General features: G+C 57.2%; 21 protein-coding genes, 1 tRNA gene and 1 riboswitch. Of the genes, 14 read left to right on the top strand and 8 right to left on the bottom strand.

Going from position 1 to position 26,337, the window contains the following annotated elements; translation table 11 throughout:
* Nucleotides 1-137: 137 nt before the first annotated feature.
* A complete protein-coding gene (gene pdxR / locus BMY44_RS10705) occupies nucleotides 138-1,601 on the bottom strand; it encodes a MocR-like pyridoxine biosynthesis transcription factor PdxR (protein WP_089994836.1) in 1,464 nt (487 codons plus the stop codon).
* A 148-nt stretch (nucleotides 1,602-1,749) separates the two neighbouring features.
* Between pdxR and BMY44_RS10700 the strand changes: the two genes are divergently transcribed.
* Nucleotides 1,750-3,483, top strand: a complete 1,734-nt coding sequence (locus BMY44_RS10700; protein WP_165611821.1) for a DCC1-like thiol-disulfide oxidoreductase family protein — start codon at nucleotides 1,750-1,752, stop codon at nucleotides 3,481-3,483.
* A 198-nt stretch (nucleotides 3,484-3,681) separates the two neighbouring features.
* Here the strand turns inward: BMY44_RS10700 and BMY44_RS10695 are convergent, their stop codons facing one another.
* Nucleotides 3,682-5,241: an acyl-CoA synthetase gene (locus tag BMY44_RS10695; RefSeq protein ID WP_089993818.1), complete on the bottom strand. Its 1,560-nt coding sequence runs from the start codon at nucleotides 5,239-5,241 to the stop codon at nucleotides 3,682-3,684.
* 249 nt (nucleotides 5,242-5,490) lie between these two features.
* Nucleotides 5,491-5,635, top strand: a riboswitch (FMN riboswitch).
* 97 nt (nucleotides 5,636-5,732) lie between these two features.
* On the opposite strand from BMY44_RS10695, the gene BMY44_RS10690 reads away from it, so the two are divergent.
* Nucleotides 5,733-6,593: a DMT family transporter gene (locus BMY44_RS10690; protein WP_242650527.1), complete on the top strand. Its 861-nt coding sequence runs from the start codon at nucleotides 5,733-5,735 to the stop codon at nucleotides 6,591-6,593.
* Between the two features lie 66 nt (nucleotides 6,594-6,659).
* Here the strand turns inward: BMY44_RS10690 and BMY44_RS10685 are convergent, their stop codons facing one another.
* Nucleotides 6,660-8,045, bottom strand: coding sequence for an aminotransferase family protein (locus BMY44_RS10685; protein WP_089993815.1), 1,386 nt, complete (start codon nucleotides 8,043-8,045; stop codon nucleotides 6,660-6,662).
* Between the two features lie 469 nt (nucleotides 8,046-8,514).
* On the opposite strand from BMY44_RS10685, the gene BMY44_RS10675 reads away from it, so the two are divergent.
* From BMY44_RS10675 to BMY44_RS10655, 5 genes are all read left to right on the top strand, one after another.
* Nucleotides 8,515-9,516, top strand: a complete 1,002-nt coding sequence (locus BMY44_RS10675) for a taurine ABC transporter substrate-binding protein (RefSeq protein ID WP_089993810.1) — start codon at nucleotides 8,515-8,517, stop codon at nucleotides 9,514-9,516.
* Nucleotides 9,517-9,638: 122 nt separating this feature from the next.
* Complete coding sequence (locus BMY44_RS10670) at nucleotides 9,639-10,445, top strand: taurine ABC transporter ATP-binding protein (RefSeq protein WP_089993808.1); 807 nt, start codon at nucleotides 9,639-9,641, stop codon at nucleotides 10,443-10,445.
* 158 nt (nucleotides 10,446-10,603) lie between these two features.
* Nucleotides 10,604-11,836 (top strand): ABC transporter permease subunit, encoded by a 1,233-nt coding sequence (locus BMY44_RS10665; protein ID WP_242650552.1) that lies wholly within the window; start codon nucleotides 10,604-10,606, stop codon nucleotides 11,834-11,836.
* A 163-nt stretch (nucleotides 11,837-11,999) separates the two neighbouring features.
* Complete coding sequence (locus BMY44_RS10660; RefSeq protein ID WP_089993802.1) at nucleotides 12,000-12,533, top strand: NYN domain-containing protein; 534 nt, start codon at nucleotides 12,000-12,002, stop codon at nucleotides 12,531-12,533.
* Nucleotides 12,534-12,596: 63 nt separating this feature from the next.
* Nucleotides 12,597-12,848: a TFIIB-type zinc ribbon-containing protein gene (locus tag BMY44_RS10655; RefSeq protein ID WP_089993800.1), complete on the top strand. Its 252-nt coding sequence runs from the start codon at nucleotides 12,597-12,599 to the stop codon at nucleotides 12,846-12,848.
* On the opposite strand, the gene BMY44_RS10650 is transcribed toward BMY44_RS10655, so the two are convergent.
* The 5 genes from BMY44_RS10650 to BMY44_RS10630 form a co-directional block, all read right to left on the bottom strand.
* A complete protein-coding gene (locus BMY44_RS10650; RefSeq protein ID WP_242650526.1) occupies nucleotides 12,828-13,307 on the bottom strand; it encodes a HugZ family pyridoxamine 5'-phosphate oxidase in 480 nt (159 codons plus the stop codon). The two genes, BMY44_RS10655 and BMY44_RS10650, sit on opposite strands and share 21 nt — an antisense overlap.
* A complete protein-coding gene (locus tag BMY44_RS10645) occupies nucleotides 13,304-13,729 on the bottom strand; it encodes an excinuclease ABC subunit B (RefSeq protein ID WP_089993794.1) in 426 nt (141 codons plus the stop codon). Before BMY44_RS10645 ends, BMY44_RS10650 begins: the two co-directional genes overlap by 4 nt.
* A 34-nt stretch (nucleotides 13,730-13,763) precedes the next feature.
* Nucleotides 13,764-14,114, bottom strand: a complete 351-nt coding sequence (locus tag BMY44_RS10640; RefSeq protein WP_278246573.1) for an EamA family transporter — start codon at nucleotides 14,112-14,114, stop codon at nucleotides 13,764-13,766.
* A gap of 207 nt (nucleotides 14,115-14,321) precedes the next feature.
* Nucleotides 14,322-16,526 (bottom strand): excinuclease ABC subunit UvrB, encoded by a 2,205-nt coding sequence (gene uvrB / locus BMY44_RS10635; protein ID WP_089993789.1) that lies wholly within the window; start codon nucleotides 16,524-16,526, stop codon nucleotides 14,322-14,324.
* Nucleotides 16,527-16,814: 288 nt separating this feature from the next.
* Nucleotides 16,815-17,192, bottom strand: a complete 378-nt coding sequence (locus BMY44_RS10630) for a DnaJ family domain-containing protein (protein WP_131801598.1) — start codon at nucleotides 17,190-17,192, stop codon at nucleotides 16,815-16,817.
* Between the two features lie 149 nt (nucleotides 17,193-17,341).
* Here BMY44_RS10630 and BMY44_RS10625 point away from each other — a divergent pair, with 149 nt between their 5' ends.
* The 7 genes from BMY44_RS10625 (at nucleotide 17,342) to glgX (ending at nucleotide 26,311) form a co-directional block, all read left to right on the top strand.
* Complete coding sequence (locus BMY44_RS10625) at nucleotides 17,342-18,580, top strand: aminopeptidase (RefSeq protein ID WP_089993784.1); 1,239 nt, start codon at nucleotides 17,342-17,344, stop codon at nucleotides 18,578-18,580.
* 99 nt (nucleotides 18,581-18,679) lie between these two features.
* Nucleotides 18,680-18,991: an ETC complex I subunit gene (locus BMY44_RS10620; RefSeq protein ID WP_089993781.1), complete on the top strand. Its 312-nt coding sequence runs from the start codon at nucleotides 18,680-18,682 to the stop codon at nucleotides 18,989-18,991.
* Nucleotides 18,992-19,114: 123 nt separating this feature from the next.
* Nucleotides 19,115-19,191: transfer RNA gene (locus tag BMY44_RS10615), tRNA-Arg, on the top strand.
* Between the two features lie 133 nt (nucleotides 19,192-19,324).
* Nucleotides 19,325-21,514: a 1,4-alpha-glucan branching protein GlgB gene (gene glgB / locus BMY44_RS10610; protein WP_089993779.1), complete on the top strand. Its 2,190-nt coding sequence runs from the start codon at nucleotides 19,325-19,327 to the stop codon at nucleotides 21,512-21,514.
* A 32-nt stretch (nucleotides 21,515-21,546) separates the two neighbouring features.
* Nucleotides 21,547-22,803 carry a glucose-1-phosphate adenylyltransferase gene (gene glgC / locus BMY44_RS10605; RefSeq protein ID WP_089993776.1) on the top strand — a complete coding sequence of 419 codons (1,257 nt, stop codon included), beginning with the start codon at nucleotides 21,547-21,549 and terminating at the stop codon, nucleotides 22,801-22,803.
* Nucleotides 22,800-24,230 (top strand): glycogen synthase GlgA, encoded by a 1,431-nt coding sequence (glgA, locus tag BMY44_RS10600; RefSeq protein ID WP_089993774.1) that lies wholly within the window; start codon nucleotides 22,800-22,802, stop codon nucleotides 24,228-24,230. The genes glgC and glgA overlap by 4 nt, the downstream gene beginning before the upstream one ends.
* 2 nt (nucleotides 24,231-24,232) lie before the next feature.
* Nucleotides 24,233-26,311, top strand: coding sequence for a glycogen debranching protein GlgX (glgX, locus tag BMY44_RS10595; RefSeq protein ID WP_089994829.1), 2,079 nt, complete (start codon nucleotides 24,233-24,235; stop codon nucleotides 26,309-26,311).
* Nucleotides 26,312-26,337 lie beyond the last annotated feature (26 nt).

The following is a 26,337-nucleotide window of genomic DNA, read 5'->3' as shown; positions in this document are numbered from 1 at the left end:
GTTTTGCGATAGGGCCAGTTGATGTCGTCAGTTAATGCCAGGGCTTTCAAAAATGAGACTCAAGGTCTCAACTTTACTTGTCACTTGGTTTAGCACAGGTGCGCTGAAATACAATGATTCTGCATGCGGTTTCGAAATCACATCATCTCGCGCATGGCCTGACCAATCAGGGCGACACCTTCGGTGATCCGCTTGGGTCCAATCGACGAATAGGCCAGTCGGAAATAATTCTGCGGCGGGCTGTCCCCGGCGAAAAAAGGCGCGCCCGGTTCGATCAGAACGCCCTTGTCACGCAAGTGCTGGGCGAGCAGGGTTGTATTGATCTGCGCCGGTGCGCGCAGCCAGACCGACGAACCGCCATATGCGCCTTCGCCCGCAACCGTAATACCTTCCGCCGCAAGGGCTGCATCAATCACTTGCCGCCGGTCGTGATAGGCCTTGCTGGTGCGCCGCACCAACGCATCGTAGTGGCCAAGCGACAGAAAATAGGCGACCGTGCGCTGGATATGCCCCGGCGCATGACGCAGCACAGACGCCCTCAGCGCGCGGGCCTCGTGGATAAACGGGGCAGGGCCGACCAGATACCCAAGACGCAACCCCGGAAACAGTGATTTCGAAAACGATCCGACATAGATGACCCGCCCGGTATCATCGAGCGATTTCAACGATGGCGACGGGGCTCCCAGAAACGCCATTTCGAATTCATAATCATCCTCGACCACCAGAAAATCATCCCGCTCCGCCCGTTCCAGCAATGCCTTGCGGCGGGCAACAGGCATCGTGGCTGACGTCGGACACTGATGGCTCGGGGTGGTAAAGACCACGTCGGTATCGCGGGGCAGCAAGTCGGGCGGCAACCCGTTGGAATCGACCGGAATATGGCTCAACTGGCAGCGCGCTTGGGTCAGGATCGACCGCAACGCCGGATAGCACGGGTCTTCTGTCGCAGCACGACGGCGTTGCGTCAGCAAAATCTGCGCCGTGATCCAAAGGGCATTCTGCGCGCCCATCGTCACAAGGATCTCGTCAGGCGACGCAAGAATACCGCGCCGTGGTAAAGTCTGACGCGCGATGAATTCGATCAACTGTGGATCGTCACCGTCGAAATAATCAGCCGTCAGCGCCGCGAAATCCCGCTTGCCAAGGGCTTGCAAGGCGCAAAGGCGCCAGTTCGCCGTATCAAACAGGGTGGGATCAGCTTGACCGTAAATAAACGGATACTTGTACTGCGCCCAGTCGCTCGGCTTTTGCATGCCCAGCCCGTCACTGTAGCGATGACCTAGCGCGCGGTTCCAGTCGACGGTCGTGGTCCGTGCGCGTTGGGCGGTAAAGGCCGGCGGCTCCGGCGCATTGTCGGACACGAAATAACCCGACCGCCCGCGCGAGGTCAGATAGTCGTCGGCCACCAATTCGGTGTAAGCCAGCGTGACGGTGATGCGGCTGACACCCAGATGCTCGGCCATCTTGCGCGAAGACGGAAGGCGTTCACCCGACCGAAAGCGCCCGGCCAAAATCCCCTGCGCCACCATCTGCTGAATCCGCGCCTGCAATGTGCCTTCGGTGGATGGATCAAGAAAGAAGGTTTCAAGCGATATCGACATCATGTGGCCTTATGGTGGTGACAGATTGGCCTTATCGCAAACCTTTGGCAACCCGTCCGATTGTCCCCAAATCTCCCCCAATCAGCCCCAGCATTGCCGCTTTTCGCAGCTAAACCGGAACAATCCGGCAGCGCAGAAAGACAGGCTGATGGCAACGCATATCTACTATGACGGCGAATGTCCGTTCTGCACCCGCTACGTGAAAATGTTGCGGCTACGCGAGTCGTTGGGCGAAATCGCCCTCGTGGATTTGCGCACCCATGCCGAAAAACGGGCCGAACTGGAACGCGAAGGGTTTGACGTCGATCAGGGGATGGTTGTCGAAACCGAAGGCCGCCGTGTCGGCGGGGCAGATGCCACGAACGCGCTGGCGCTGATGTCCACGCCATCCAACCTGTTCAACCGGCTGAACCAGATGATCTTTGCCCAGCCGTTGCTTTCGGCGACGGTGTATCCGGTGCTGCGCTCTGGCCGCTGGCTGACGCTGTTCCTGATGGGGCGCGATGCGATCAATGCCGAAGAAACGTCGCAGCGCCAAATTCTGTTCAGCTTTTTCTTCGGTCTGTTTTCGCTGTTCCACGTCTTCAACTATGCCTTCGCCTATGACCGCTATCCGCCAGCGATGGACCTGATTGCGGTCTTCGCGGCGGCGCTGTTCCTGCTGTGGCGGCCCGGATCATCGCGGGCGCTGTTCCTGTTGATGCTGGCAAGCACGATCAGCACCATCGCGCAGGCCCCGGCGCAGTCCAATCACACAATGCTGCGCACCGTGGTGATCGTCGGCTATTGGCTGTCGTTTTTCTGGGCATTCATCCGCAGCCAGCCCATCGCGAACGTGTTCGAAAACTTCATCCTCGCCGGGCGCGGATCACTGCTGGTGATGTATGTCTTCGGCATCTTCCACAAGATCAACACCGATTTCATGGACCCCACGATGAGCTGTGCGGTCTATCTCTGGCAGGACATGCCGGCCCCGTTCAGCATGATGGGTGGATCGTTCATCGACTATTCCGCGATCTATGGCACGTATGTGGTCGAAGGCGCGATCATGCTCGGCTTGCTCTACCGGCCCACGCGTTACATCGGGCTGGTGTTTGGGATTTTCTTCCACCTGTTCCTCGGGCTGTCCGACTATGCCGCCTATATCGCCTTCACGACGCTTTCGATTTCCATGCACGTTCTCTGGCTCGACCGCGAAGCGACGGACCGGATCGGCGCATCGCCTGAAATGGCGTTCATCAGGACGCGTATCCAGCAGCCGCTTTATATCGCCGCCTTCCTGACGTTCCTTGTCGGTGGGGCGATGGCGATGAAGGGGCACGACTTCAGCCTGTCCAACCTTTATCTGCTGCCATTTGTCCTGCCACTTTGCTTTCTGATCCTGAAATACGGGAAAGAAGGTGTCGGCGTCACAAAGGAAAAATTCAGCACGGCCGCATGGGTCTGCGGGATCGCCGCTGCCGGTCTCTATTTTGCGAACGGGGCCGCCCCTTATTTTGGCCTGAAAACAGCCCAGTCGATCAACATGTTCGCGAACTTGCGGCTGGAAGGTGGGGTCAGCAATCATGCCGTCTTTGGCAATGCGCCGGGGCCATTCACATACCTCAACGACGTCGCCGAAATCACCGAGGCAGACGACAGCTATTTCCTCAACGACTACAAGCGGCGCGGATTTGCCATCGTCTACTATGACCTGATCGCCCATCTTGCCGACAATCCCGACGTGGCGGTCAGCTACACGATGAACGGGCAGTCTTTCACCAACATCAGCGCGGCTGACGTGCAGGGCGACATCGATGCAATGGTCCACCACCCCTTCATCCGCAAATGGTTCCATTTCCAGCCCGTCCAGTTGGAGCGGCCAGAGCCGTGTACGTTATAGATGCAAGCCGCTGCCAGCAGTCATGTCCGACGATAAAGACAGTGGGCAAGGCTTCGCGGATGTCGGTTGTGCGGACGAAGTTGCCATTGACGCTTCGCCGACAGGAAATGAAAAACGGTCATATCGGTCCTCGACCCGCTGAGATCCAGTGAACCAACCCAGCCGAATGATGCAGGTACGCAAGCACAATTAACGTAACTAGCCGACCTGAAGATCCTGATTTTCCCAGAATGGGGCTCTTAGATCCTTTTTCAGGACTTTCCCCGCACCCGATAGAGGCAATGGTTCGGATCGAAATTCAATGGAGCTTGGGCACTTGTAGTGGGCAATCATATCCCGGCAATGGTCGATCACTTGGTGCTCTTTTAGTTCGACACCCTGATCTGGGACAATAATCGCATGTACCGTTTCGCCCCACTTTTCACTTGGAATACCGATCACAGCGACTTCCGCGATCCCTTCAAGTTTGGACAACGCGTTCTCTACTTCTGTTGAATAGATATTTTCTCCGCCGGAGATAATCATGTCTTTCAACCGGTCAGCGATGAAAACGAATCCCTCATCATCCATCCATGCGGCATCACCAGTGCGCACCCAGCCGTTGACCAAAGCCTTCCTTGTTTCCTCTGGGCGCTTCCAATACCCCAGCATTGTGTTGCCACCCCGAGCCCAGACCTCGCCGACTTCTCCACGTGGGACTTCGGTGCCGTCTTCAGTCGCGATTTTCACTTCGTTGCATATGGCAGCCTGCCCGGCGGAACGTATGCGTCCATTGTTGCTGCCTTCGAAATTGTGCCATTCTGGACCGCACAAAGTGGCAATGGGCGAAAGTTCAGATTGGCCGTAGGCTTGTGTCCATTCAACATTTGGCAGCAGTTCTAACGCCTTGCGTATCACACCTTCCGGCATTGGGGATGCACCATAAGCAATGTTTCGAAGTGAGCTAAACTTGGTATTGTCAAAGCTTGGGTCATCCAGAATCATTCTCACCATTGTAGGGACTAGCAATATGTCTGTGACGCTGAAGTCATGAATGGCATGACTGGTCTCCGCAGGTGTGAACCTCGGAATGAAAGCGTGTGTTCCTCCGCAGACAGCGATACCCATGGAATAGGCACCATCGGCAATATGGAACATTGGCGCGGCATGTAGGTAGATGGCATCAGGACCAAGATTCCGTTTTGCCACCAACGCGGTTCCGCTGGCCCACAACCCACGATGTGGCAACATGACCCCTTTGGGAAACCCTGTCGTCCCACCCGTGTAGAAAATACCCGCCAAATCTTCGCCACCTGCGCCCGCGTCATCAATAGGCTCGTTCGTGGCAATCAGTTTTTCATAGTTCTCAAACCCATTCGGAGTGCTGGACTCTCCAAGATGAACTTTTGTTTTCACTCCCGGTGTGTCCTTAAGAATATCCTCTGCCATCGCTAGGAACTGATCATCGATGAACAACGTTTCTGCGCCGGAATCGTTCAGTGAATGCGCGTTTTCCAAAGCCGACCAGCGAAGATTCATTGGAACGGCAACCGCACCAATCCACCAGCACCCAAAATAATATTCAAAATAACGATCTGAATTTAGAGCTAGGATAGCGACCCTGTCTCCCTTGCAGACACCAAGAGAAGTCAGACCTGCGCCAAGTCGGGCAACGCGCTCAACAAACTCATTCCAGGTTCTTTTTCGGTCGCCTTGGATGGTGGCAATGCCTAAAGGTTTGTTTCGCGCGTTGCTGCGTATTGTCTGCGTAAGGTACATTTTTTTCCCCTTAATGCTGTTGCCCCGGATCCTAGTCATCAGCCCTTCTTGTCTCAGAATTTCGTCAGGGTACCACGTCCGGCTCAGTTGAGAGAAGAATTTAGAGCTACTTCGGCACGGGAGGATATCATGGCGTTTCAACAGGTAACTTCGGGCTCATTGCTGCCGTTCCGTTTCCTTTCCATATTGATGCACTATTGATCTATATACTGTGTTCGTCCTAGTCTGACGCACCGCACATCCCGTGCGGCATGTTCTCAGGGCGGGGCGGAATTCCCCACCGGCGGTAATGGCCTTGGCCTCAGCCCGCGAGCGCCTTGGCTTTGGCCAAGGGTCAGCAGATCTGGTGCGACTCCAGAGCCGACGGTCATAGTCCGGATGAAAGAGAATGCAGTGCACGCCCGGTGCACGCGCTGTGCACGCAAGTCATAGGGCGGTTCGGGCTGTCCTGTTTTGCCTCTGAGGTCACGCAAAACGAAAGGACAAGTGCTGTGACTTCGATAGATCTGAAACGAAACGGGGCGGTCGCCGGACCGCTTCTGATGATAGCGGCAGGGGCCTTGTTTGCAGGGGCCAACACTGCCGTACAAGCGGCTGGTATGACATTCGGCATGGCACCGGCGACGACCGCATTCTGGCAATACGCCGTCGCGCTTGCCCTTGCAGCCCCCATGCTTGGCTGGTCAAGCTGGCGAACACGGCAACCGGGCTGGCACATCCTGCGGGTCGGATTCGCCGTGATCGGCGTACAGATGTGGGTCGCGGGGCTGGCGGTTGTGCCGATCTGGCAGGCCATCGCCTTGATCCTCTCATCGCCCTTGTTTGTCACGCTGGGCGCGGCGTTTTTTTTGGGTGAATGCCTGACCTGGCAACGTGCCGGCGCGGTATTTGCGGGGGCCGCTGGCGGGGTCATTATTCTGGCACCGTGGACGGATTCATTTAGCTTGAACGCCCTGTTGCCGGTCGGCGCGGCGGCGTTCTGGGCCGCTTCGTCCCTTGTGACGAAACACCTTGCAGAACGCGACAGCGCTGCGACACTGACACTGTATTTGCTGGTGATGCTCGTGCCGCTGAATGCAGGTTTCGCGGCAGGTGCAGGGTTCGCAATCAGCGGACAGGCGGTCTGGGTCGTCACACTGGCTGGCCTTCTGACAGCGTTGGCACAATACGCGCTGGCAGGCGCCTACAGACTGACGGATGCTGCATACCTGCAACCGTTCGATCACGTGAAATTGCCGCTGAACGTTCTGGCCGGTATCGTCGTTTTCGGCTTCGCGCCGCCGGGCCTGATGTGGCTGGGCGCTTCGATCATCTTCGCAGCCTGCGCGTGGATCTGGCAAGACGAAACGTAAAAACCCGGCCGCGACGGGCCGGGTGCAACAAGACACAAGAGGTCCCGGGTCAGGCCCGGGACCGGATTATCCCAGAACGCGTGTGATCGCCTGATCGACGGCGTCAGTGATGTGGTCCAGATCATCCTTCGTCGCGATCAGGGCAGGGGCGAACAACAGCGTGTTGTTGAACCCCGGCAGCGACCGGTTCGTGGCACCAATGATCACGCCTTGCTTCATGCAATCACCAACAATCGCGGCGACCGTCTTTTCATCGACCGGTTCCTTACTGTCGCGATCCATCACAAGTTCCGCACCGGCAAACAGACCCTTGCCGCGCACGTCACCGATCCAGCGATGCTTTTCCATCAGCGCATGGAGGTTCGCTTTCAAATGCTCGCCCATCGTTGTGGAGTTTTCGAGCAAGCCTTCTTCCTGAATGATGTGCATGTTCTCGATCGCCGCAGCCGGACCGGCAGTGCACCCTCCGAATGTCGAGATATCGCGAAAATAGCCAAGCTTGTCAGTATCGTCCTTGAACTGTTCGAACACGGCATTTGTCGTCACGCAGCAGGAAATCGCGGCATAGCCAGAGGCTACACCCTTTGCCATGGTCACGATATCCGGCTGCACACCGAATTGCTGATAGCCAAACCAGGTGCCTGTGCGACCCAGCCCGCAAACGACCTCGTCGATATGCAGCAGGATGTTGTATTTCTTGCAAAGCGCCTGCACGCCGTCCCAATAGCCGACCGGCGGGGTGATGATGCCGCCGCCAGCCGTGATCGGCTCAAGGCAAAGCGAGCCGATGGTATCGGCCCCTTCGCGCAGGATGACGTCTTCGATGGCTTTCAAAGACGCAGCTGTATAGGCCTCGCCGTTCGATCCGTCCTGGCTGCGGTATTCCAGACAATGCGGTACCGAAACGAAACCCGGCGTGTAGGGGCCGTATTGCGCATTCCGTTCTTCCTGACCGCCAGCGGACAGACAGGTGATCGTGGTACCGTGGTAATCGCGCTCACGATAAAGGATCTTGGACTTCTTGCCGCCATGATGCTTGTGGCTGATCTGGCGCACCATCTTGAAGCCCTTTTCGTTGGCTTCAGAGCCGGAGTTCGCGAAATAGACGCGATCCAGTCCCGGCATCTTGTCGATCAGCATCTGCGAGAACGTGGCCCCCGGAATGGTGCCGGCGGTTCCGCCGAAAAAGCACATCTTGGTCAGCTGGTCACCAACAGCGCGGGCAATCCGCTCGCGGCCATAGCCGACGTTCACGGTCCATACACCGCCGGACACGGAATCGATATGTTCCTTGCCCTTGATGTCCCAGACCTTCAGGCCTTTGCCTTCAACGATGATGCGCGGGTCAACGCCGTGATCGTGCGGCTTGTGTTGCAGCAGATGGTGCCACACATGGGCGCGGTCGGCTTCAACGATGCCTTCTGGATCATTTGTCAGTGCATGCAGGTCCATGGAATATTCCTACGATTTGAGTGGGGACAACGGCCAGTCGCCGAATCCGTTGGCAGCACCGTATCACATGCGCCTATTTTGCCTGCGAATTGTTTGTTTCCAATAGGGCCAGAACGGTTGGATGCGTAAGGCCAGATTGATGCGGCAGTTGGCCGAAAGAGCCCAAACTTGGCCGGTAAGTGATTGAGATCGCGAGATTTGTTTCCCGATAAGGTGAAACGGCCCTGATCCACCGGTCGTCAGGGGGCGGTGCAAGATAGATTGACGCAGGGTGCATTTTTGCTTCGATTTGGCCTCGCAACGCAGGGCCGGACCATCGGTTCAGACCCTGTGAAAGAAAAGTTAGGCGCAACGCAACAGGGCTGGCAACCACAATCCTGCTGTGCTTAGCTTGATGACATCGTCGCGGGCCAACCTGCGCAAAAGATCGCCCTGGCAAACCGGGGTTTAACAACGGGAGAACACACGAATGACTATCAAAACAACACTGATGGGTGCGGCTGCTGGCCTTGCGCTGATCGCTGGTGGCACGGCTGCGATGGCAGACGGGCACGAAGAAATCACTGTCGCATACTTCCTCGAATGGCCGATGCCATTCCAGTTCGCAAAAGTGCAGGGCATGTACGAAGAAGCGATGGGCACAAAGATCAATTGGGTCAGCTTTGACACAGGGACAGCCATGTCCGCTGCAATGGCATCCGGTGACGTTCAAATTTCCGTATCGCAGGGTATCCCACCATTCGTGGTCGCATCCTCTGCCGGTCAGGACATTCAGGTCATCGACGTGGCCGTGTCTTATTCCGAAAATGACAACTGCGTAGTCGCGTCCGGTCTTGAGATCGACAAGGATTCTGCTGGCGAACTGGCTGGCAAGAAAGTTGCCGTCCCACTTGGCACTGCCGCGCACTATGGCTTCCTGCGCCAGATGGACCACTTCGGCGTTGACCTTGCATCCCTGTCCGTCGTTGACATGGCACCTGCGGAAGGTGCGGCTGCATTGGCCCAGGGTCAGGTCGATATGTCCTGTGGCTGGGGTGGTGCGCTGCGCACCATGAAAGAGCACGGCAACGTTCTGCTGACCGGTGCTGAGAAGGAAGAACTGGGTATTCTGGTATTCGACGCCACGACTGCGCCTGCGTCCTACATCGCAGAAAACCCTGAAATGGTTGCGAAATTCCTTGAAGTGACTGCACAGGCCAATGCCATGTGGGCGTCCGGAGAAAACAAGGACGAAATGCTGTCCGTGATCGCGGCTGACGCGGGCATGGACCCGACAGCAACCGAAGAGACAATGGCAACATTCGTCTTCCCAACGGTTGAGCAGCAGCTGTCCCAAGCCTGGCTTGGCGGCAACGCACAGACATTCATGAAAGGCGTCGCCGACGTCTTCGTTGAAAGCGGTTCGATCCCAGCATCGCTGGACAGCTATGAAAGCGCCGTGAATACTGGCCCGCTTTCCACACTGAACTAAGCCAACCTCGGCTGGCGTGCCTTCGGGTGCGCCAGCCGCCATCACGTGTTCTTGTCGCAAGAACGCCGTCCGCCGTAGCTGTGGTGGACGCGTCTTTCCGACAACAACAACAGGGGTTGGATATGTCAGGACTGGCAATTAATCAGCTTTCGATGCGTTTTGATCTGCCGAACGGGTCGTCCGTGCAGGCGCTTCAGGACGTGTCGTTGAGCCTGAAAGCTGGCGAGCTTTTGTCCGTTCTGGGCCCGTCGGGCTGTGGGAAGACAACGCTTTTGAACATCGTAGCCGGGTTTCTGGCACCGACCGCCGGAGAGATCGTGCTGAACGGTCACAAGGTCACCGGCCCGCATCCCGAACGCGGCATGGTTTTTCAGCAGGGTGCCTTGTTCGAATGGATGAACGTGCGCGAAAACGTCGGATTTGGCCCACGCATGAAGGGCATGCCAACACGCGAGAAGGCCGAGATCGTCAATCACCTTCTGGATGTCGTCGGTCTGCAGGATTTCAAGGACAAGGCGGTTTACGAATTGTCCGGCGGTATGCAGCAGCGCGTTGCACTTGCCCGCTGCCTTGCAAACGAACCGGACGTGATCCTGATGGACGAACCGCTTGGCGCGCTTGACGCGCTGACCCGTGAAAAGATGCAGGGCCTTGTCCTGAAGCTTTGGAAAGAAACAGGGAAAACCATCATCTTGATCACACACTCCGTAGAAGAGGCGTTGCTTCTGGGCGAGCGCCTGATCGTCATGGCCCCGCGGCCAGGCCGCATTCACAAGGAATACAATCTGCCCTTTGCTGAAATGGGTGTCGGTCAGGATTTGCGCGAAGTGAAAAAGCACCCGGATTTCAACAAGGTGCGTGAAGAGATCCTGTCGATGATCTGGAACATGGAAGAAGAGATCATGGGCCGCACAGAGGAGACCGCGTAATGGGTGATTTCCTGAGCTCTGTCGTCGGTTTCTTCAGCGGGCTTTGGTCGCAGCTGTTGATCCTTGGTCCGAAACTCTGGGCCGAACTGGTCGAAGTTGTGCGCACGATCGTCTGGGCGATCCCGGCGATTGCGGCCTACGTCGGGCTGATCCTTCTGATGATGATCCTGTGGTCCTTCATCAAACGTGTTCTGACCCCGAAGAAAGACTATGGATCACTGAAGACGGTGACATTCGGAGATGAAAGTGCGGTGACCTCAAACACCGTCGCCTCAATCGTTTCGATTGTGTTGATCTTCGTGCTTTGGGCGTCGTTTACCGGATCGAACTGGCTGCCGCGCTTCTTGCATGTGCCCGCCCCGTATGTCGGAGAAACATCTTTTACCTACACGGCGTCCGATGGTGCCGGACAGACCGATGATGCGACTGTTTCGCTGATCGTGCACCCCTTCGGATCAGAACCAGAAGCCCCAGAGATCACGCCAGGCGACGGCTTTGCAAAGAACGATTTGATCACGCTTGTCGCCGCGCGTTCACAGGTTGTCCGCGTGGATTCAAACGATGACCTCGGGCGTGATGAAAACGTTCAGATCACCGCCATCAATGGCACGCCGATTGAACCGGGCGGCACGGTCAACACGGATTTCGGTCGCGTCGAGATGACGCCCAAAGGCTCGTTAAACGTCTTTGGGGCGGCCGGCTGGCAAATGGAAGCGATCTGGTTGCCGCCGCCCGAAGACGTCTGGGGACAACTGACCGGAATCGCAGAAGACGGTTTCCGCAATACGGTCCTCCTTGAACACCTCGGGTTTTCCCTGTTTCGGGTCGTTATCGGCTTCCTGCTCGGCGCGCTGATCGGTATTCCGTTGGGCTATGCGATGGGCTTGTCCAACTGGTTTCGTGGCTGGTTCGATCCGATCGTTGAATTCATGCGTCCAGTGCCGCCTTTGGCCCTGATCCCGCTGGTCATCATCTGGTTCGGTATTGGTGAGGTTGGCAAGGTAATCTTGCTGTTCCTTGCGGCGCTCTGGATCATGGCGATTGCTGCGCGGTCCGGTGTTTCGGGTGTGCGGATTTCGAAGGTGCACGCTGCGTATTCCCTTGGCGCATCCAAGTGGCAGATCATGCGTCATGTAATCGTGCCCAATTCCTTGCCAGAAGTCTTTACCGGTGCCCGCGTGGCCATGGGCGTATGCTGGGGCACAGTGGTTGCCGCCGAACTTGTCGCTGCGGAAAAAGGGGCCGGCATGATGATCATGGTCGCCTCGAAATTCCAGCAGACGGATATCGTGCTTTTGGGCATCATCCTGATCGGGATCATCGGGTTTGGCATCGACATGCTGATCCGTGGGTTGGAAAGATGGCTGGTTCCATGGAAGGGCAAGGGCTGATCTAAGCTGACAGCATTGCAGTATTTGGCGCGGCCCTTTGGGGGGCCGCGTTTTCTTTTGCGGGAAATACATGCGTTGCGTTTCCAAATCGCTTTCGTTGGAAACGAATGATTTTAGGACATTTTGACTTGCACGCATAACGTGCAAATGCATCCTGACAGGAATGACCAGTCCTGAATTGATTGCCGCACTTGCCGGCGTTGCGCTTGTTTTCTACTTTTTCTGGCCGACGCCAAAATCGAAGCTGAAGCCAAAGCAGAAACGACCAAAGTCGCAGCCGAAGAAACGCTCTGGCCTGCCCCGAAATCCGATCGTTCTGGATGGATCGAACGTCATGTTCTGGGGTGGCGATCCGTCTGCGAAAACGCTCAATCACGTCATCGGACATATCACGCAAAAAGACTTTTCGCCCATCGTCATATTCGATGCGAGCGCCGGTTACAGGCTGTCGGACCGCTTCATGACCGAAGGTGATTTCGCGCGACTGACCAGCCTGCCGGAAAAGCAGATCCTTGTGGTGAACAAGGGTGTCGTCGCGGATGCGGTCATTCTGGATTTTGCCAGTGAACACAATCTTCGCATTGTCACGAACGATCGCTATCGCGATTGGTCGGGGTCCTTTCCCATCGTGCGCGAAAAGGGGCGACTTTTGCGGGGCGATTTCAAGCAAGGCAATGTTCGGCTGAACGGGCTTTGATTTCTTGCGCTCTGCGCCACACGCACCATTTATCTGCTATGCAATTTTGAAACGGAGAGTCTTATGCAATGTCCAGTCGACGGTGATACCCTTGTCATATCAGAACGCAGCGGGATCGAGATTGATTACTGCCCTACGTGTCGTGGAGTATGGCTGGATCGCGGTGAACTCGACAAAATTATCGAACGTGATGCTGCCGCCACTATGCCGCCAGCCCGTGGTGGGCGCGACGCGTACGATGACCGGGGTGAGCGCGGCGGCAAGCGGCGCAAAAAAGGCGGCCTTTTGGGCGAGCTATTCGATTTTCTTGACTAGATCGTCCGGCGTCAACGTATAGGCCTTGCCGAACCCGCCGTTGAGGTGGATCACGCGGGGTTCGAGCCGGAACATCAGGAAATCCGCAAAGTCATAGTACAGTTTTGCCTTGGGAATGGCCGTCAGCCAGCGGTCTTTTAACGCCGCTTTGTCAGCTTGTTCGGCCTTGCACAGCAGTGTCATGCGGGGATGCGTCAGCGGATCCCCTTTTGGCCCCGGTTCGCCAATCAGCAACGAACAGGCAGGATCGGCCTGCAACGCCTTGGTATGTAGCGACAGGGTCGAAATCAGGACCAAAGGGTCCGCCCCGTCCGCAACCGTCGCGATGCGGGCGACATACGGTGTCTTGAGCTTAGGATGGATCACCGCCAACGCGCCATAGCGGGCCTGCGCAAGCAGTGCCTGCGCGAGCGTGCGGGCGTCGTCATCTGTGGGATTGATCGGATCGCGCTTGGTCAAGATGTGACCTCTGCCGGGCATGCGCGGAAGGCTGCGACTGCCGGGGCGGCATCGGCCAAGTCGAATGTAACCGCTGTTTCACCGACGACAGCACGCGAGCGCACATTTGCAGCCAGCCCGTCCAGTACGTTCCCGAACCCCGTATCCCTGACCGTCAAACTGGTTCCGTCTGCGGACAACGTATGTCGATCAGTGCTGAGAACAGATGGGCGCGGGCCTTCAAAGCCAAGCTGGAAGATCGGACCTTCGGGCCACGCCGTATCGCGCGTGATAGTGATCGCGTATTCAGGCAATGCAGGGTCAAAGGTGACGACAACCGCAACGCCGGGCTGGTCGTGGGAGAGCGTGCAGATCGGGATTGGCGTGAATTCCCACGCAGTGGCGGGGGAGGCGAGGAGAAGACTGAGGTAGACGAGGCGCATTAATGGGAACTAGCATATTTCCCCGCCACGGCAATCAGGTGACACGCACCATCAGAACCATTGCGGCAAGTGCACAGGCGATACCGAGATACTCCCGCAGGAACAATTGCTCGTCAAACCGCATCACGCCAAGGACACAAAGCGCCAGAAGGGTGAGCATCGAAAAGATCACGCCGACCTGCGACAGCGTCATGTATTGCATCGCGTAATACCAGAAAACGGCCGAAATCCCGTAGATCAGACCGCCGGCAAGTACGTAACCGGACAGCAGCGGCCTATCTGTGTCGGCGGCAACTTTCAGGACGAAATCCCCGACAAGCACGATCGTGGTCGTCAGGAATGTAAAGAAAAGGCCATAAATCACAGGTGACATCGGACTACTCATCATTCGAAAAATCAATGATCGGCGAATGAAGTGCAGTCTGTCAGTCAGTGCGAGAGTTGGCGAGTATGGAATAGCTTACCCGAAGGTAAAGTGCTGATCCGAGGGATCGGGTCTGCGGACTTCGCTGTGTTGTCGCAGGCGGGTGACTTCGCGCTGCCTCAGCAAGGCTGGTCAGCTACGAAGTCAGGGCCGGAGCGGCAGCAATAACTACCGCTTCCCCCGTCGTTTCACCCCGCCGCGCATGCCACCGCGGCCCATCGTGGACCGGCCAGAAGCTTTCTGGGCGTTCTCGACGGCCTTATCGACCTGATACTGGCGCGCCAGTGGATCGTCGGCAATCGCAAGCTCGACGGCTTCCAGCCGCTTGACCTCATCCCGGAGCCGCGCGGCTTCCTCGAATTCGAGGTTTTCGGCAGCCTTGCGCATGTCCGTTCGCAACCCGTCCAGCACTGCCGCCATGTTCGCGCCGGGTTTTTCGACCTTGGTCGTGATGCGGGACTGATCGGTGTCACCTTTGTAAAGCCCGGCCAGAATGTCATCGACGTTCTTTTTGACCGTGGAAGGCGTGATCCCGTGCTTTTCGTTGTAGGCGATCTGGCGGGCGCGGCGGCGGTCTGTTTCTTTCAGAGCGCGTTCCATGCTGCCGGTGATGCGGTCGGCATACATGATGACCTTGCCGTCCACGTTCCGGGCGGCACGCCCGATCGTCTGCACGAGCGAGGTTTCAGAGCGCAGGAATCCTTCCTTGTCGGCATCCAGAATGGCGACAAGCCCGCATTCGGGAATGTCCAACCCTTCGCGAAGCAGGTTGATCCCGATCAGTACGTCAAACGCCCCAAGGCGCAGGTCGCGCAGGATTTCGATCCGTTCCAGCGTGTCGATGTCGCTGTGCATATAGCGTACGCGAATGCCCTGTTCGTGCATGTATTCGGTCAGGTCTTCGGCCATGCGCTTGGTCAGGGTGGTGACAAGCGTGCGATAACCTTTTTCGGCAACCTTGCGGACCTCGTCCAGCAGATCGTCGACCTGCATGTCGACGGGCCTGATCTCGACCTCGGGGTCAAGCAGACCGGTTGGGCGAATGATCTGTTCGACGAAAACTCCACCAGCCTGTTCGAGTTCCCAGGACGATGGGGTCGCCGAAACGAAAACCGACTGCGGGCGCATCGCGTCCCATTCTTCGAACTTCAGCGGGCGGTTATCCATGCAGGACGGCAGGCGGAACCCGTGTTCGGCCAGCGTGAACTTGCGACGGTAGTCGCCTTTGTACATCCCGCCGATCTGTGGCACGGACACATGGCTTTCATCCGCAAAAACAAGGGCATGGTCGGGGATAAATTCGAACAACGTGGGCGGTGGTTCGCCCGGTGCACGCCCCGTCAGATAGCGTGAATAATTCTCGATCCCGTTGCAGACGCCGGTTGCTTCCAGCATTTCCAGATCAAAGTTCGTACGTTGTTCAAGGCGCTGGGCTTCCAGCAGCTTGCCATCGGCGACAAGCTGGTCAAGCCGTGTGCGCAGCTCTTTCTTGATCTGCACCATCGCCTGCTGCATCGTCGGTTTCGGCGTCACATAGTGCGAATTCGCATAGATGCGGACCTTTTCCAGCGTCGCGGCTTTTTCGCCGGTCAGCGGGTCGAATTCGGTAATCCCTTCCAGTTCTTCGCCAAAGAACGACAGTTTCCACGCCCGATCATCAAGGTGGGCAGGCCAGATTTCCAGCGTATCGCCGCGCACCCGGAAGGTGCCGCGCTGGAATGCCTGATCGTTGCGCTTGTATTGCTGGGCGATCAGGTCGGCCATGATCTTGCGCTGGTCATACATCTTGCCAACGTGGATATCCTGCGTCATCGCGCCATAGGTTTCGACCGACCCGATGCCGTAGATGCACGACACAGAGGCCACGATGATCACATCATCGCGTTCCAGCAACGCCCGCGTGGCCGAGTGGCGCATCCGGTCGATCTGGTCGTTGATCTGGCTTTCTTTCTCGATGTAGGTGTCGGACCGCGCAACGTAGGCTTCGGGCTGGTAGTAGTCATAGAAGGACACGAAATATTCGACGGCGTTGTCAGGGAAAAACCCCTTCATCTCGCCATAAAGTTGGGCGGCGAGCGTTTTGTTGGGGGCCAGAATGATGGCGGGTCGCTGGGTTTCCTCGATCACCTTGGCAATCGTGAAAGTCTTGCCCGTGCCGGTCGCACCCAGCAACACCTGATCACGATCCCCGTCGCGCACGCCTTGCGACAGCTCCTTGATAGCGGTCGGCTGGTCGCCGGCGGGCTCGAAATCGGTGACCATCTTGAAGGGAATGCCACCTTCCAACTTCTCGCGCTCGCGCACGTTCGGCGCGGGGTTCGACAGATAGGCAGCGTCTTCAAGCGCGCGCTTGTCGGAATGGGCAAAGGCCATGCGGGGCGACTCCTCGGGATGATGTCCTATAGTTGGACTTCATGGGCGCAGGTTCAACCCCGCCTGCTGACAGCATGTGTCAGCAGAGTTCGCCGGATGTGGCGGGGTGAGGGGAATGTGTGAGGGGTGAGTGATCGCTGTGAGTTCGAATTGTCGACTGTTGCCGTGAAAGGGAATTCCGGCTTCACCAATCTCTCTCTCGGACTCAGAAGACGCCTGAATGTCGAGTTGTTGTTCTCTGACGCACGCAAAGCCGTAGTCGGAAACAAGTTCGTTCGCGCGTTAGAATCAGCCGTATTTACGTAAGGCTTCAAGTTCTAGGTCCAACCTCAATTGCTGGTCGGAAATTTGTTTCATCAGGGATTTGCGCGCAGATTCATCGGTTTCAGATTTCAGCGCTTGTCGAAGCGCGCTGATTTTGTTTTTTAACTGCACAGCCAATGGCTTGGTTCGGTTTTCCTTCATAAGACGATCAATCACCGCGTCTTTGGGGTTTGACAGAAATTCAAGCGGCTTTCCTGCCCCAGGCAGATCCTTGAATTCGTCGGACTTGTCAGCGGCCTGAATCGCCATTTCGATTGCAGAGTTAAGTGGATGTGACATGATCAACGCCTCAATACTATCAGGCCTGAATATAGTCCGGCGATAAGGTTTTGATAAGTCCACTCTGCCAAAACTCCCTCAAATCCGGCAGTCAAACCCATGCCAGCAATGTTAGCTTCGTCCCGAAACCTGTTATCTCCAACCACACCGCTCCGCTGCCTTGACCCTGCTCCTCAGCGCAGTAGCAATGGGCGCGTACAAACAGGAGCCACATCATGTCCATTGATCCCGTCAAACTTGACCGTCTTGCTGAAGTCGCCGTGCGCACGGGCGTCAATCTTCAACCCGGGCAGGATCTGGTGATCACGGCACCTATGGCGGCGCTTGATCTTGTGCGGGCAATCACAGTGCATGCGTATAAGGCCGGGGCAGGGATCGTCACGCCGTTCTTCACTGACGATCAGATCACGCTGGCCCGTTACGAACATGCGCCGGATGACAGTTTTGATCGCGCGCCGAACTGGTTTTTCGACGGGCTGGCGCAGGCGTTCAAGGGTGGTGCGGCCCGCATGGCGATTTCCGGGGATGACCCGATGCTGTTGGCCGAACAGGATCCCGCCAAAATTGCCCGGCTGTCCAAGGCCACATCGATCGCCGCAAAACCGGCGATGAATCCCATCGTCGGGTTCGAAGTGAACTGGAATATCGTCGCCTATCCATCCGCGGGCTGGGCGGCGCGGGTTTTTCCGGACATGCCCGTGGACGCAGCGCAGGGCAAGCTGATGGACGCGATCTACAAGGCGTCCCGCCTTGAAGGGGACGATCCGGTGGCGAACTGGGCGGATCACACGGCCGAGTTAAAAAAACGCGTGAAATGGCTGAACGATCACAGCTTCTCGGCCCTGAAATACACAGGCCCAGGCACGGACCTGATGCTGGGTCTCGCCGACGGTCATATCTGGAAGGGTGGGGCGTCGCCTGCGCTTAACGGCGTGACCTGCCAGCCGAACATTCCGACAGAAGAAGTGTTCACCTGCCCGCATGCCTACAAGGTCGACGGCACGGTATCCGCGACCAAGCCGCTTGCCCATCAGGGCAGCGTGATCGAGAATATCAAGGTGCGGTTTGAAGCCGGGCGCATCGTCGAAGCCTCGGCCTCCAAAGGCGAAGACGTCCTGCAGGCGCTTTTGAAAACCGACGACGGGGCCAGCCGGATCGGTGAGGTTGCGCTTGTTCCGCATTCATCACCGATCAGCCAGTCGGGCACGTTGTTTTACAACACCTTGTTTGATGAAAACGCATCCTGCCACATCGCGCTGGGTCAGTGCTATGCCGACACCATCGAAGGTGGCAGTACACTGTCGCCGGAAGAGTTGAAGCAGAAAGGTGGCAACCAGTCGATCATTCACGTCGACTGGATGATGGGATCGGACGCCGTGGATATTGACGGGATCACAAAGACGGGTGACGTCGTGCCCGTCATGCGCGGCGGTGAGTGGGCGACGGGCTGATCCAACTGCCTGCGGCCAAGTTGCAAAGGCACGACCAAACGTCTTGCCTTGCGGGGCGGTATTGCACATATAGTCACCAGCCAAAGGGAGAGTTCACTCATGCGCGCACGTATCTTCAAACCAGCCAGAACGGCGATGTCGTCCGGCACGGCAAAGACCCGCGGCTGGGTGCTGGAATACACAAGAAGCAGCGCGCGCGAGATTGATCCCCTGATGGGCTGGACGTCATCTGACGATACGCAATCGCAGGTCCGTCTGAAATTCGACACCAAGGAAGCGGCTGTCGCCTATGCCAAGGATCACGGGATCGACGCCCTTGTGACAGAGCCAAAGCCGCGCAAACCCAATATCCGCGCCGGTGGATATGGCGAAAACTTTGCAACCAACCGTCGCGGGGCATGGACGCACTAGTCCACGCGGATATCGCGCGATTGCATGGCTATCCCGCCAATAAAGCACCACCTGCACTTGATGCTGCAACCACCAGCTAGGTCTTGCCAAACACGGCTTAAGACCGCATGAAAGTGGCAGTGCGTCTCCATAGCTCAGCTGGATAGAGCAGCCGACTTCTAATCGGCAGGTCGAGGGTTCGAATCCTTCTGGGGACGCCATTCCTACACATCCTGTAAGAGAGGCTTTTTGCCATCTTGGTTGACGTTGGCGATCGGCTCATGCTTCAATTCAGCTCTGCCATCCTGCCTTTATCGGCAACGCGAGATAGGCCCAGCCAATTGGAGTGTCAGAATGACGTGGGATGATATTCCAGACCGGCCAGACTTTTTGACGAGTGACGCGTTGGCTTCATTGAACAATGGAACGCACGGCGCGCCATTCGATGTCCTTGGCCCACATAAAAGTGGCAACAGGCGGTGGATCACGACATTTCAGCCCGGGGCCACTGAAGTTTGCGCAACTGTCGCAGGCAATCTAACCGTTTTGCCGCGTATTGAAGGTGACGTATTCTGCGGCCGGGTTCCGGGAAAAACCTACACGCTGACAATGACGTATTCTGACGGGACGGAGCATACCACCCGCGATCCGTTCTCGTTTGCTCCGGTTCTGTCTGACATCGACAAGTACTTGTTTGGCGAAGGCACCCACAAGAAATTATGGCGTGCATTGGGGGCTCATGTCACCGAACATCAGGGTGCTCATGGAGTACATTTTGCGGTCTGGGCTCCGAACGCCCGCCGCGTTTCTGTCATCGGCGATTTCAATATGTGGGACGAGCGTCGACACCCGATGCGGCCTGCGGGCGAGACAGGGGTCTGGGAAATCTTTGTTCCGGGGATCGCAGACGGCGCGCTTTATAAGTTTCGGATCGTCGGGAAGGATGGGCAGGCACGCGACAAGGCCGATCCGGTCGGCTTCGGCTCTCAACATCCGCCAGATCAAGCATCCATCGTCCGCGATCTCGCAGGCTACGGTTGGCGCGACGGCGCATGGATGAAAAGCCGCGCGAACAGCGCTGACCGCAGCCAGCCAATTTCGATCTACGAGGTGCATTTGGGGTCTTGGCGGCGTCGCTATGATGATCATGGCAGGCCGTTGTCGTACCAAGAGTTGGCCCGTGATCTGGTCTCTTACGTCAAATACATGGGGTTTACCCACATCGAGTTGCTTCCAGTTTCAGAGTTTCCCTTTGATGGGTCTTGGGGATACCAACCTGTCGGTCTCTACGCGCCCACGATCAGGTTCGGACCGCCAAACGAATTCCGCGATTTCGTCGATGCGGCGCATTTGGAGGGTATTGGCGTCTTGCTTGATTGGGTTCCGGGGCATTTCCCCACTGACGCCCATGGCCTCGTGGAATTCGACGGAACCGCGCTCTATGAGCATGCCGACCCGCGCGAAGGATTTCATCAGGACTGGAACACGCTGATCCCTAACTACGGGCGCACGGAGGTGAAGAACTACTTTGTCGCCAACGCGCTTTATTGGCTTGAAGAATACCATATCGACGGACTGCGCGTGGATGCCGTAGCCTCCATGTTATACCGCGACTATTCCCGCGAGGAAGGTGAGTGGGTTCCGAACAAGGACGGCGGCCGCGAGAATTACGAGGCGATTGCCTTCCTGCAGGAAATGAACGTCGCGGTTTATGGCGAAGACAGTTCGATCATGACTGTCGCCGAGGAAAGCACGTCATTTCCCGGCGTATCACAGCCGGTGCATGGTGGGGGTCTTGGATTTGGCTATAAATGGAACATGGGCTGGATGAACGATACGCTGCGCTACATGGAAAAAGATCCGATCTACCGTCAGCACGATCACCACCTGATGACCTTCCCAATTGATTGGGCGTTCACCGAAAATTTCGTCTTGCCCATCAGCCATGACGAGGTCGTACATGGCAAGGGCTCCATGATCGAAAAAATGCCCGGCACTGAGTGGGAAAAATTCGCCAACCTGCGGGCGTATTATGCCTTCATGTGGACACAGCCAGGCAAGAAACTTCTGTTCATGGGGTGCGAGTTTGCGCAGCCGGAAGAATGGAACCACGACGCGGAGCTGAACTGGGGCGCGGCCGCACAGCCTGCCCACAAGGGCGTACAGCGGCTGGTTCAAGACTTGAACAGGCTTTACCGCGACACGCCCGCGTTGCACGTAAAAGACTGTGAATACGAGGGCTTCCAATGGGTCTGCAACGACCCTGCGCAGTCAGTCATGGCGTATCTGCGCAAAGGCAACATGGCTGACAAGGACGTATTGGTGGTGTGCAATTTCACCCCTGTTGAGCGTTCCGGTTTTCGGGTCGGCGTTCCTACAAGCGGTCATTGGAGTGAAGTGATGAATACCGACTCCGAAGTCTATGGCGGCGGCAACCGGGGCAATCTGGGAGGCTGCGACGCCGCAGATGTGCCTGCCAATGGGCATGCGCATTCTCTTGCGCTTACACTACCGCCGTTGTCAGTCGTCGTATTGCAAAGTTAAGCTCAAATATAACAACATCAGGGGATGACGACATGCCGACAAAGCGTATCACACAAAGGTCCATGGCATTCGTTCTTGCGGGGGGGCGTGGAAGCCGGCTCAAAGAGCTGACGGACCGTCGGGTCAAACCCGCCGTGCCGTTCGGCGGCAAGGCCCGGATCATCGATTTTGCGTTATCCAACGCTGTCAATTCCGGCATCCGCAAGATCGCCGTCGCCACCCAATACAAGGCCCACAGTTTGATCCGGCATACGCAGCGAGGATGGAACTTCTTTCGCGCAGAGCGCAACGAGTTTCTTGATGTGCTGCCTGCATCACAGCGTGGCGGCAATGAAAGCTGGTACAAGGGAACTGCGGATGCAGTGACCCAGAACATCGACATCGTCGATAGCTACAACGTGGATTATGTGGTTATTCTTGCTGGCGACCACATCTACAAAATGGACTACGAGATCATGCTGCGCCAGCACGTAGACACCGGCGCGGATGTGACCGTCGGATGCCTCACCGTTCCCCGGATGGAGGCCACGGCCTTTGGCGTCATGGACACCGACAACGCTGGACGCATCACGAGCTTTCTCGAAAAGCCCGCTGACCCGCCCGGCACGCCGGAGGACCCAGATAAAGCCCTCGCTTCCATGGGCATATATGTCTTCAACTGGGCGTTCCTACGCGATCTGCTGATCAAGGACGCCGAAGACCCGGACTCATCCAACGACTTCGGCAATGACCTGATCCCAAGCATCGTTAAGAATGGCAAGGCCATGGCGCATCGGTTCGACGAAAGCTGCGTGCGCTCTGACGGGGCCCCTGCCTATTGGAAAGACGTGGGCACTGTTGACGCCTTCTGGGAAGCCCATGTTGATCTGACCAATTTCACGCCCGAGTTGGATCTTTGGGACCAGAGCTGGCCCATCTGGACCTATAACGAAAGCGTCCCTCCGGCGAAATTTATCCATGACGAGCGCGATCGGCGCGGCATGGCGATTTCGTCGATGGTGTCAGGCGGTTGCATTATCTCTGGCACCGAGGTGCGCAATTCGGTCTTGTTCACCAACGTACATACCAATTCCTACGCGGTGCTGGATCATGCCGTCGTGTTGCCGAACGTTGTCGTCCATCGTTCTGCGAGATTGCGGCAGGTTGTGGTCGATAGCGGGGTCGTCATCCCCGCGGGCCTCGTCGTGGGAGAGGATCCCGCAGAAGACGCGAAATGGTTTCGCGTCACCGAACGCGGCATCACCTTGATCACCCAAGCCATGCTGGACAAACGGGCCGCTGCCTTATGACCAACACGCTTTTCGTCGTCTCTGAATGCGCTCCGCTGGTGAAAACCGGCGGGCTCGCGGACGTAGCCGGGGCATTACCCGGCGCGTTGGCACAGCACGGAGTCGCTGTCCGGGTACTGCTTCCGGGATATCGCACGGTGATGCGCCAGATTGGAAAACCTAAAGTCGTGGCGCGGTATAGAAACCTGTTTGGTGGATCGGCCAAGCTACTGGCGTGTAAGGTTGCGGGCATTGATCTGCTGATCCTCGATGCCCCCCATCTTTATGATCGCGACGGCGCGATTTATGGCGATGCGACCGGCGCAGACTGGCCTGACAATGCCGAGCGGTTCGCCGCATTGTGCAAGGTCGGGGCGATGATCGCTGCTGAGGGCGTGGATGGCTGGACGCCTGACATCGTGCACGGGCACGATTGGCAGGCGGGGCTGACGCCTGAATACATGCACGCGCTTGGCGTCACGACGCCTTTTGTTTTCACGATCCACAACATCGCCTTTCACGGCAACACAGATGCGGGCGCGTTGCACGCCCTTGGCCTTGATCCCGCGCGGTTCACGTCAGAGAATTTCGAATTCTGGGGTCAGATTTCTGCGCTCAAGGCGGGACTTGTGGGAGCAGCGAAGATCAACACTGTCTCGCAGACCTATGCCGAGGAATTGCTGACGCCTGAGTTCGGAATCGGTATGGATGGGATATTGCGGGCGCGGCAAGCTGACCTTTCAGGCATCGTGAACGGGATCGATCTTGATACGTGGAACCCGGCAACCGACCCCAACATTACCCCCTATAAATCGCCTACGGGCAAGGCCGCCAACAAAAGGGCCCTGCGCAAAACCTTCGGACTTGGCCCGGCGGACGGCCCACTATGCGTGCTGGTGTCACGCCTCACGGAGCAGAAAGGCATTGATCTACTGCTCGACGCGTTGCCCGCGCTTTTGGAGCATGGCGGACAACTGGCGCTTCTGGGCTCAGGTGATCCGAAACTCGAGATCGCCCTGTTGGAGGCAGCGGACCGTCACGAAAATCTCTCCGTGAAAATCGGCTATGACGAGGCCCTGTCGCATCGGATGATGGCCGGAGGTGATGTTATATTGGTGCCATCACGATTTGAGCCCTGCGGGCTGACGCAGCTTTACGGACTGCGCTACGGGACGCTGCCACTGGTGGCTTTGACCGGCGGCCTCGCGGACACCGTTATCAATGCGTCCCCCGCGGCTTTGGCGCGCGGTGTTGCGACCGGCATTCAGTTCTTTCCCATTACCGCCCAGTCCTTGGCAAATGCCTTTGTCCGACTTATGGATCTGTTCAATGACAGCAAGACTTGGAAAGCAATGCAGCGCAACGCGATGAAGCAGCCTGTCGGCTGGGAGACGTCGGCCGCTGCATACAATGACATCTACACAAACTTGATTGCGGCACGCGGGTGAACGTGGGTCCATTTGAGACGCGCCCGGGACGCCCCACGCCGTTGGGGGCCACCCTGGACCCTGAAGGCGTGAACTTCGCCGTTTTTTCCCGGCACGCCACCAAGGTGATGCTGTGCCTCTTTGATGAAGAAGGCAACGAAAACCAGATCATCACGTTGCCGGAGCGGGAAGGCCACGTCTGGCATGGCTATTTCCCGGGTATGAAGGCTGGCCAGCAATATGGCGTGCGAATGGACGGCCCTTATGAGCCGCATGAAGGGCACCGCTTTAACCCCTACAAACTGTTGATCGACCCTTATGCCAAGCATCTGACAGGGCACCCGAAATGGAATGACGCGCTGTTTGGTTATCAAAACGACCACAAGGACAAGGACCTCAGCTTAGACAAGACTGACAGCGCGCCTTACATGCCGCGCTGCGTCGTCGTTGATCCGTCCTTCAATTGGGAAAATGCGGCAGAGCCGCGCCATGCGCTGGAAAGCTCCGTAATCTACGAAGCGCACGTCAAAGGGCTGACGGCCGGGCGGCGCGATATTCCGAACCCGGGTACGTATCTTGCGATGGCCTCCGACCCAATTCTGGAGCATTTGAACACGTTGGGCGTGACGGCGGTAGAGCTATTGCCGGTTCAGGCTTTTCTGAACGAGAAGTTCCTGCTTGACCGGGGCCTGACGAACTATTGGGGCTACATGACTTACGGGTTTTTCGCGCCCGATCCGCGTTATATGCAAGGCAGCGACATCGCAGAGTTCCAGCAAATGGTGCGCCGCTTCCACTCCGCGGGCATCGAGGTGATCCTCGACGTGGTGTATAACCACACTGCAGAGGGCTCGGAGTTGGGACCGACCTTGATGTTTCGTGGGCTCGATAACGCCAGCTATTACCGTTTGGCCGACAACCCGCGCTACTACATCGATGATGCCGGCTGCGGGAATACGCTCGACTTTGAAAATCCGTTCGTGATCCGGCTGGTCATGGACAGCCTGCGCTACTGGGTGGAGGTCATGCATGTGGACGGGTTCCGGTTCGATTTGTGCTCGGCGCTTGGGCGGACCGCACGAGGCTTTGAACGCGACGGGCCATTCTTTCGCGCCGTCGGGCAGGACCCGGTCCTTAATCAGATCAAGCTGATCGCCGAACCGTGGGATATCGGACCCGGCGGCTACCAGTTGGGCGCATACCCGTCGCCGTTTGCGGAATGGAACGACAAATACCGCGACAACGTTCGCGAGTTCTGGCGCGGCGACGCAGGAAAGGTCCGCGATGTGGCCGAACGCCTTGTGGGCTCCGCACCCTATTTCGACCATGACGGTCGAGCGGCAACCTCTTCACTGAATTTCCTGACAGCCCACGACGGCTTCACGTTGCACGACACTGTCAGCTACAATCAGAAACACAATCTGGCCAATGGCGAGAACAACCGTGATGGCCACTCCAACAACCATTCCGACAATATGGGGGTAGAGGGGCCAACCGATGTTCCGGCCATCAAATCCGCCCGTTTACGGCGCAAACGCAATATGATCGCCACGCTGATGCTGTCGCAAGGCACGCCGATGATACTGGCGGGCGACGAGATCAGCAATTCTCAAGGCGGCAACAACAACGCCTATTGTCAGGACAATGAAATCGGCTGGGTCAACTGGCCCGAGGAGGAAGATCCATTTTTCACCTTCTGCCAACAGGCGATTGCGTTTCGCAAAATGCACCCGCTGTTGCGACAGACCCGTTTTTTGCATTCTCGCCAGCGGCAGATTGACGGGGAACCTGATTTGTTCTGGCGTCGTGCCGATGGGGTGGCAATGCAGCAGGAGGACTGGGATAATCCAGACCTTGATACCTTGGTGGTTGAAATGCGCATGGCGTCGGGCTCGCCAGAGTACGTCAAACGCGAAGGGGCACTGCTGGTTGTGCTCAACCGTGGGGAGGCGGTTGAGATCGCACCGCCGGAGTTGCCACAGGGCGACGTCTGGGTGCGTCGCTTCGATACCAGTCAGGAGGACGCGATCAAGGTTATACCTGGCATGACCGTGGCAGCCGACAGCGTAGTCGTCTTTTCACACGAAACCTCTGATAGGTGATTGAAGAGGAAAACTAGGGAGGAAGA

The sequence above is a fragment of the Cognatiyoonia koreensis genome (assembly GCF_900109295.1).
Taxonomy (GTDB): domain Bacteria; phylum Pseudomonadota; class Alphaproteobacteria; order Rhodobacterales; family Rhodobacteraceae; genus Cognatiyoonia; species Cognatiyoonia koreensis.
Note: the sequence above shows the minus strand (reverse complement) of the source record. Positions and strands in the feature narration are given on the sequence as shown.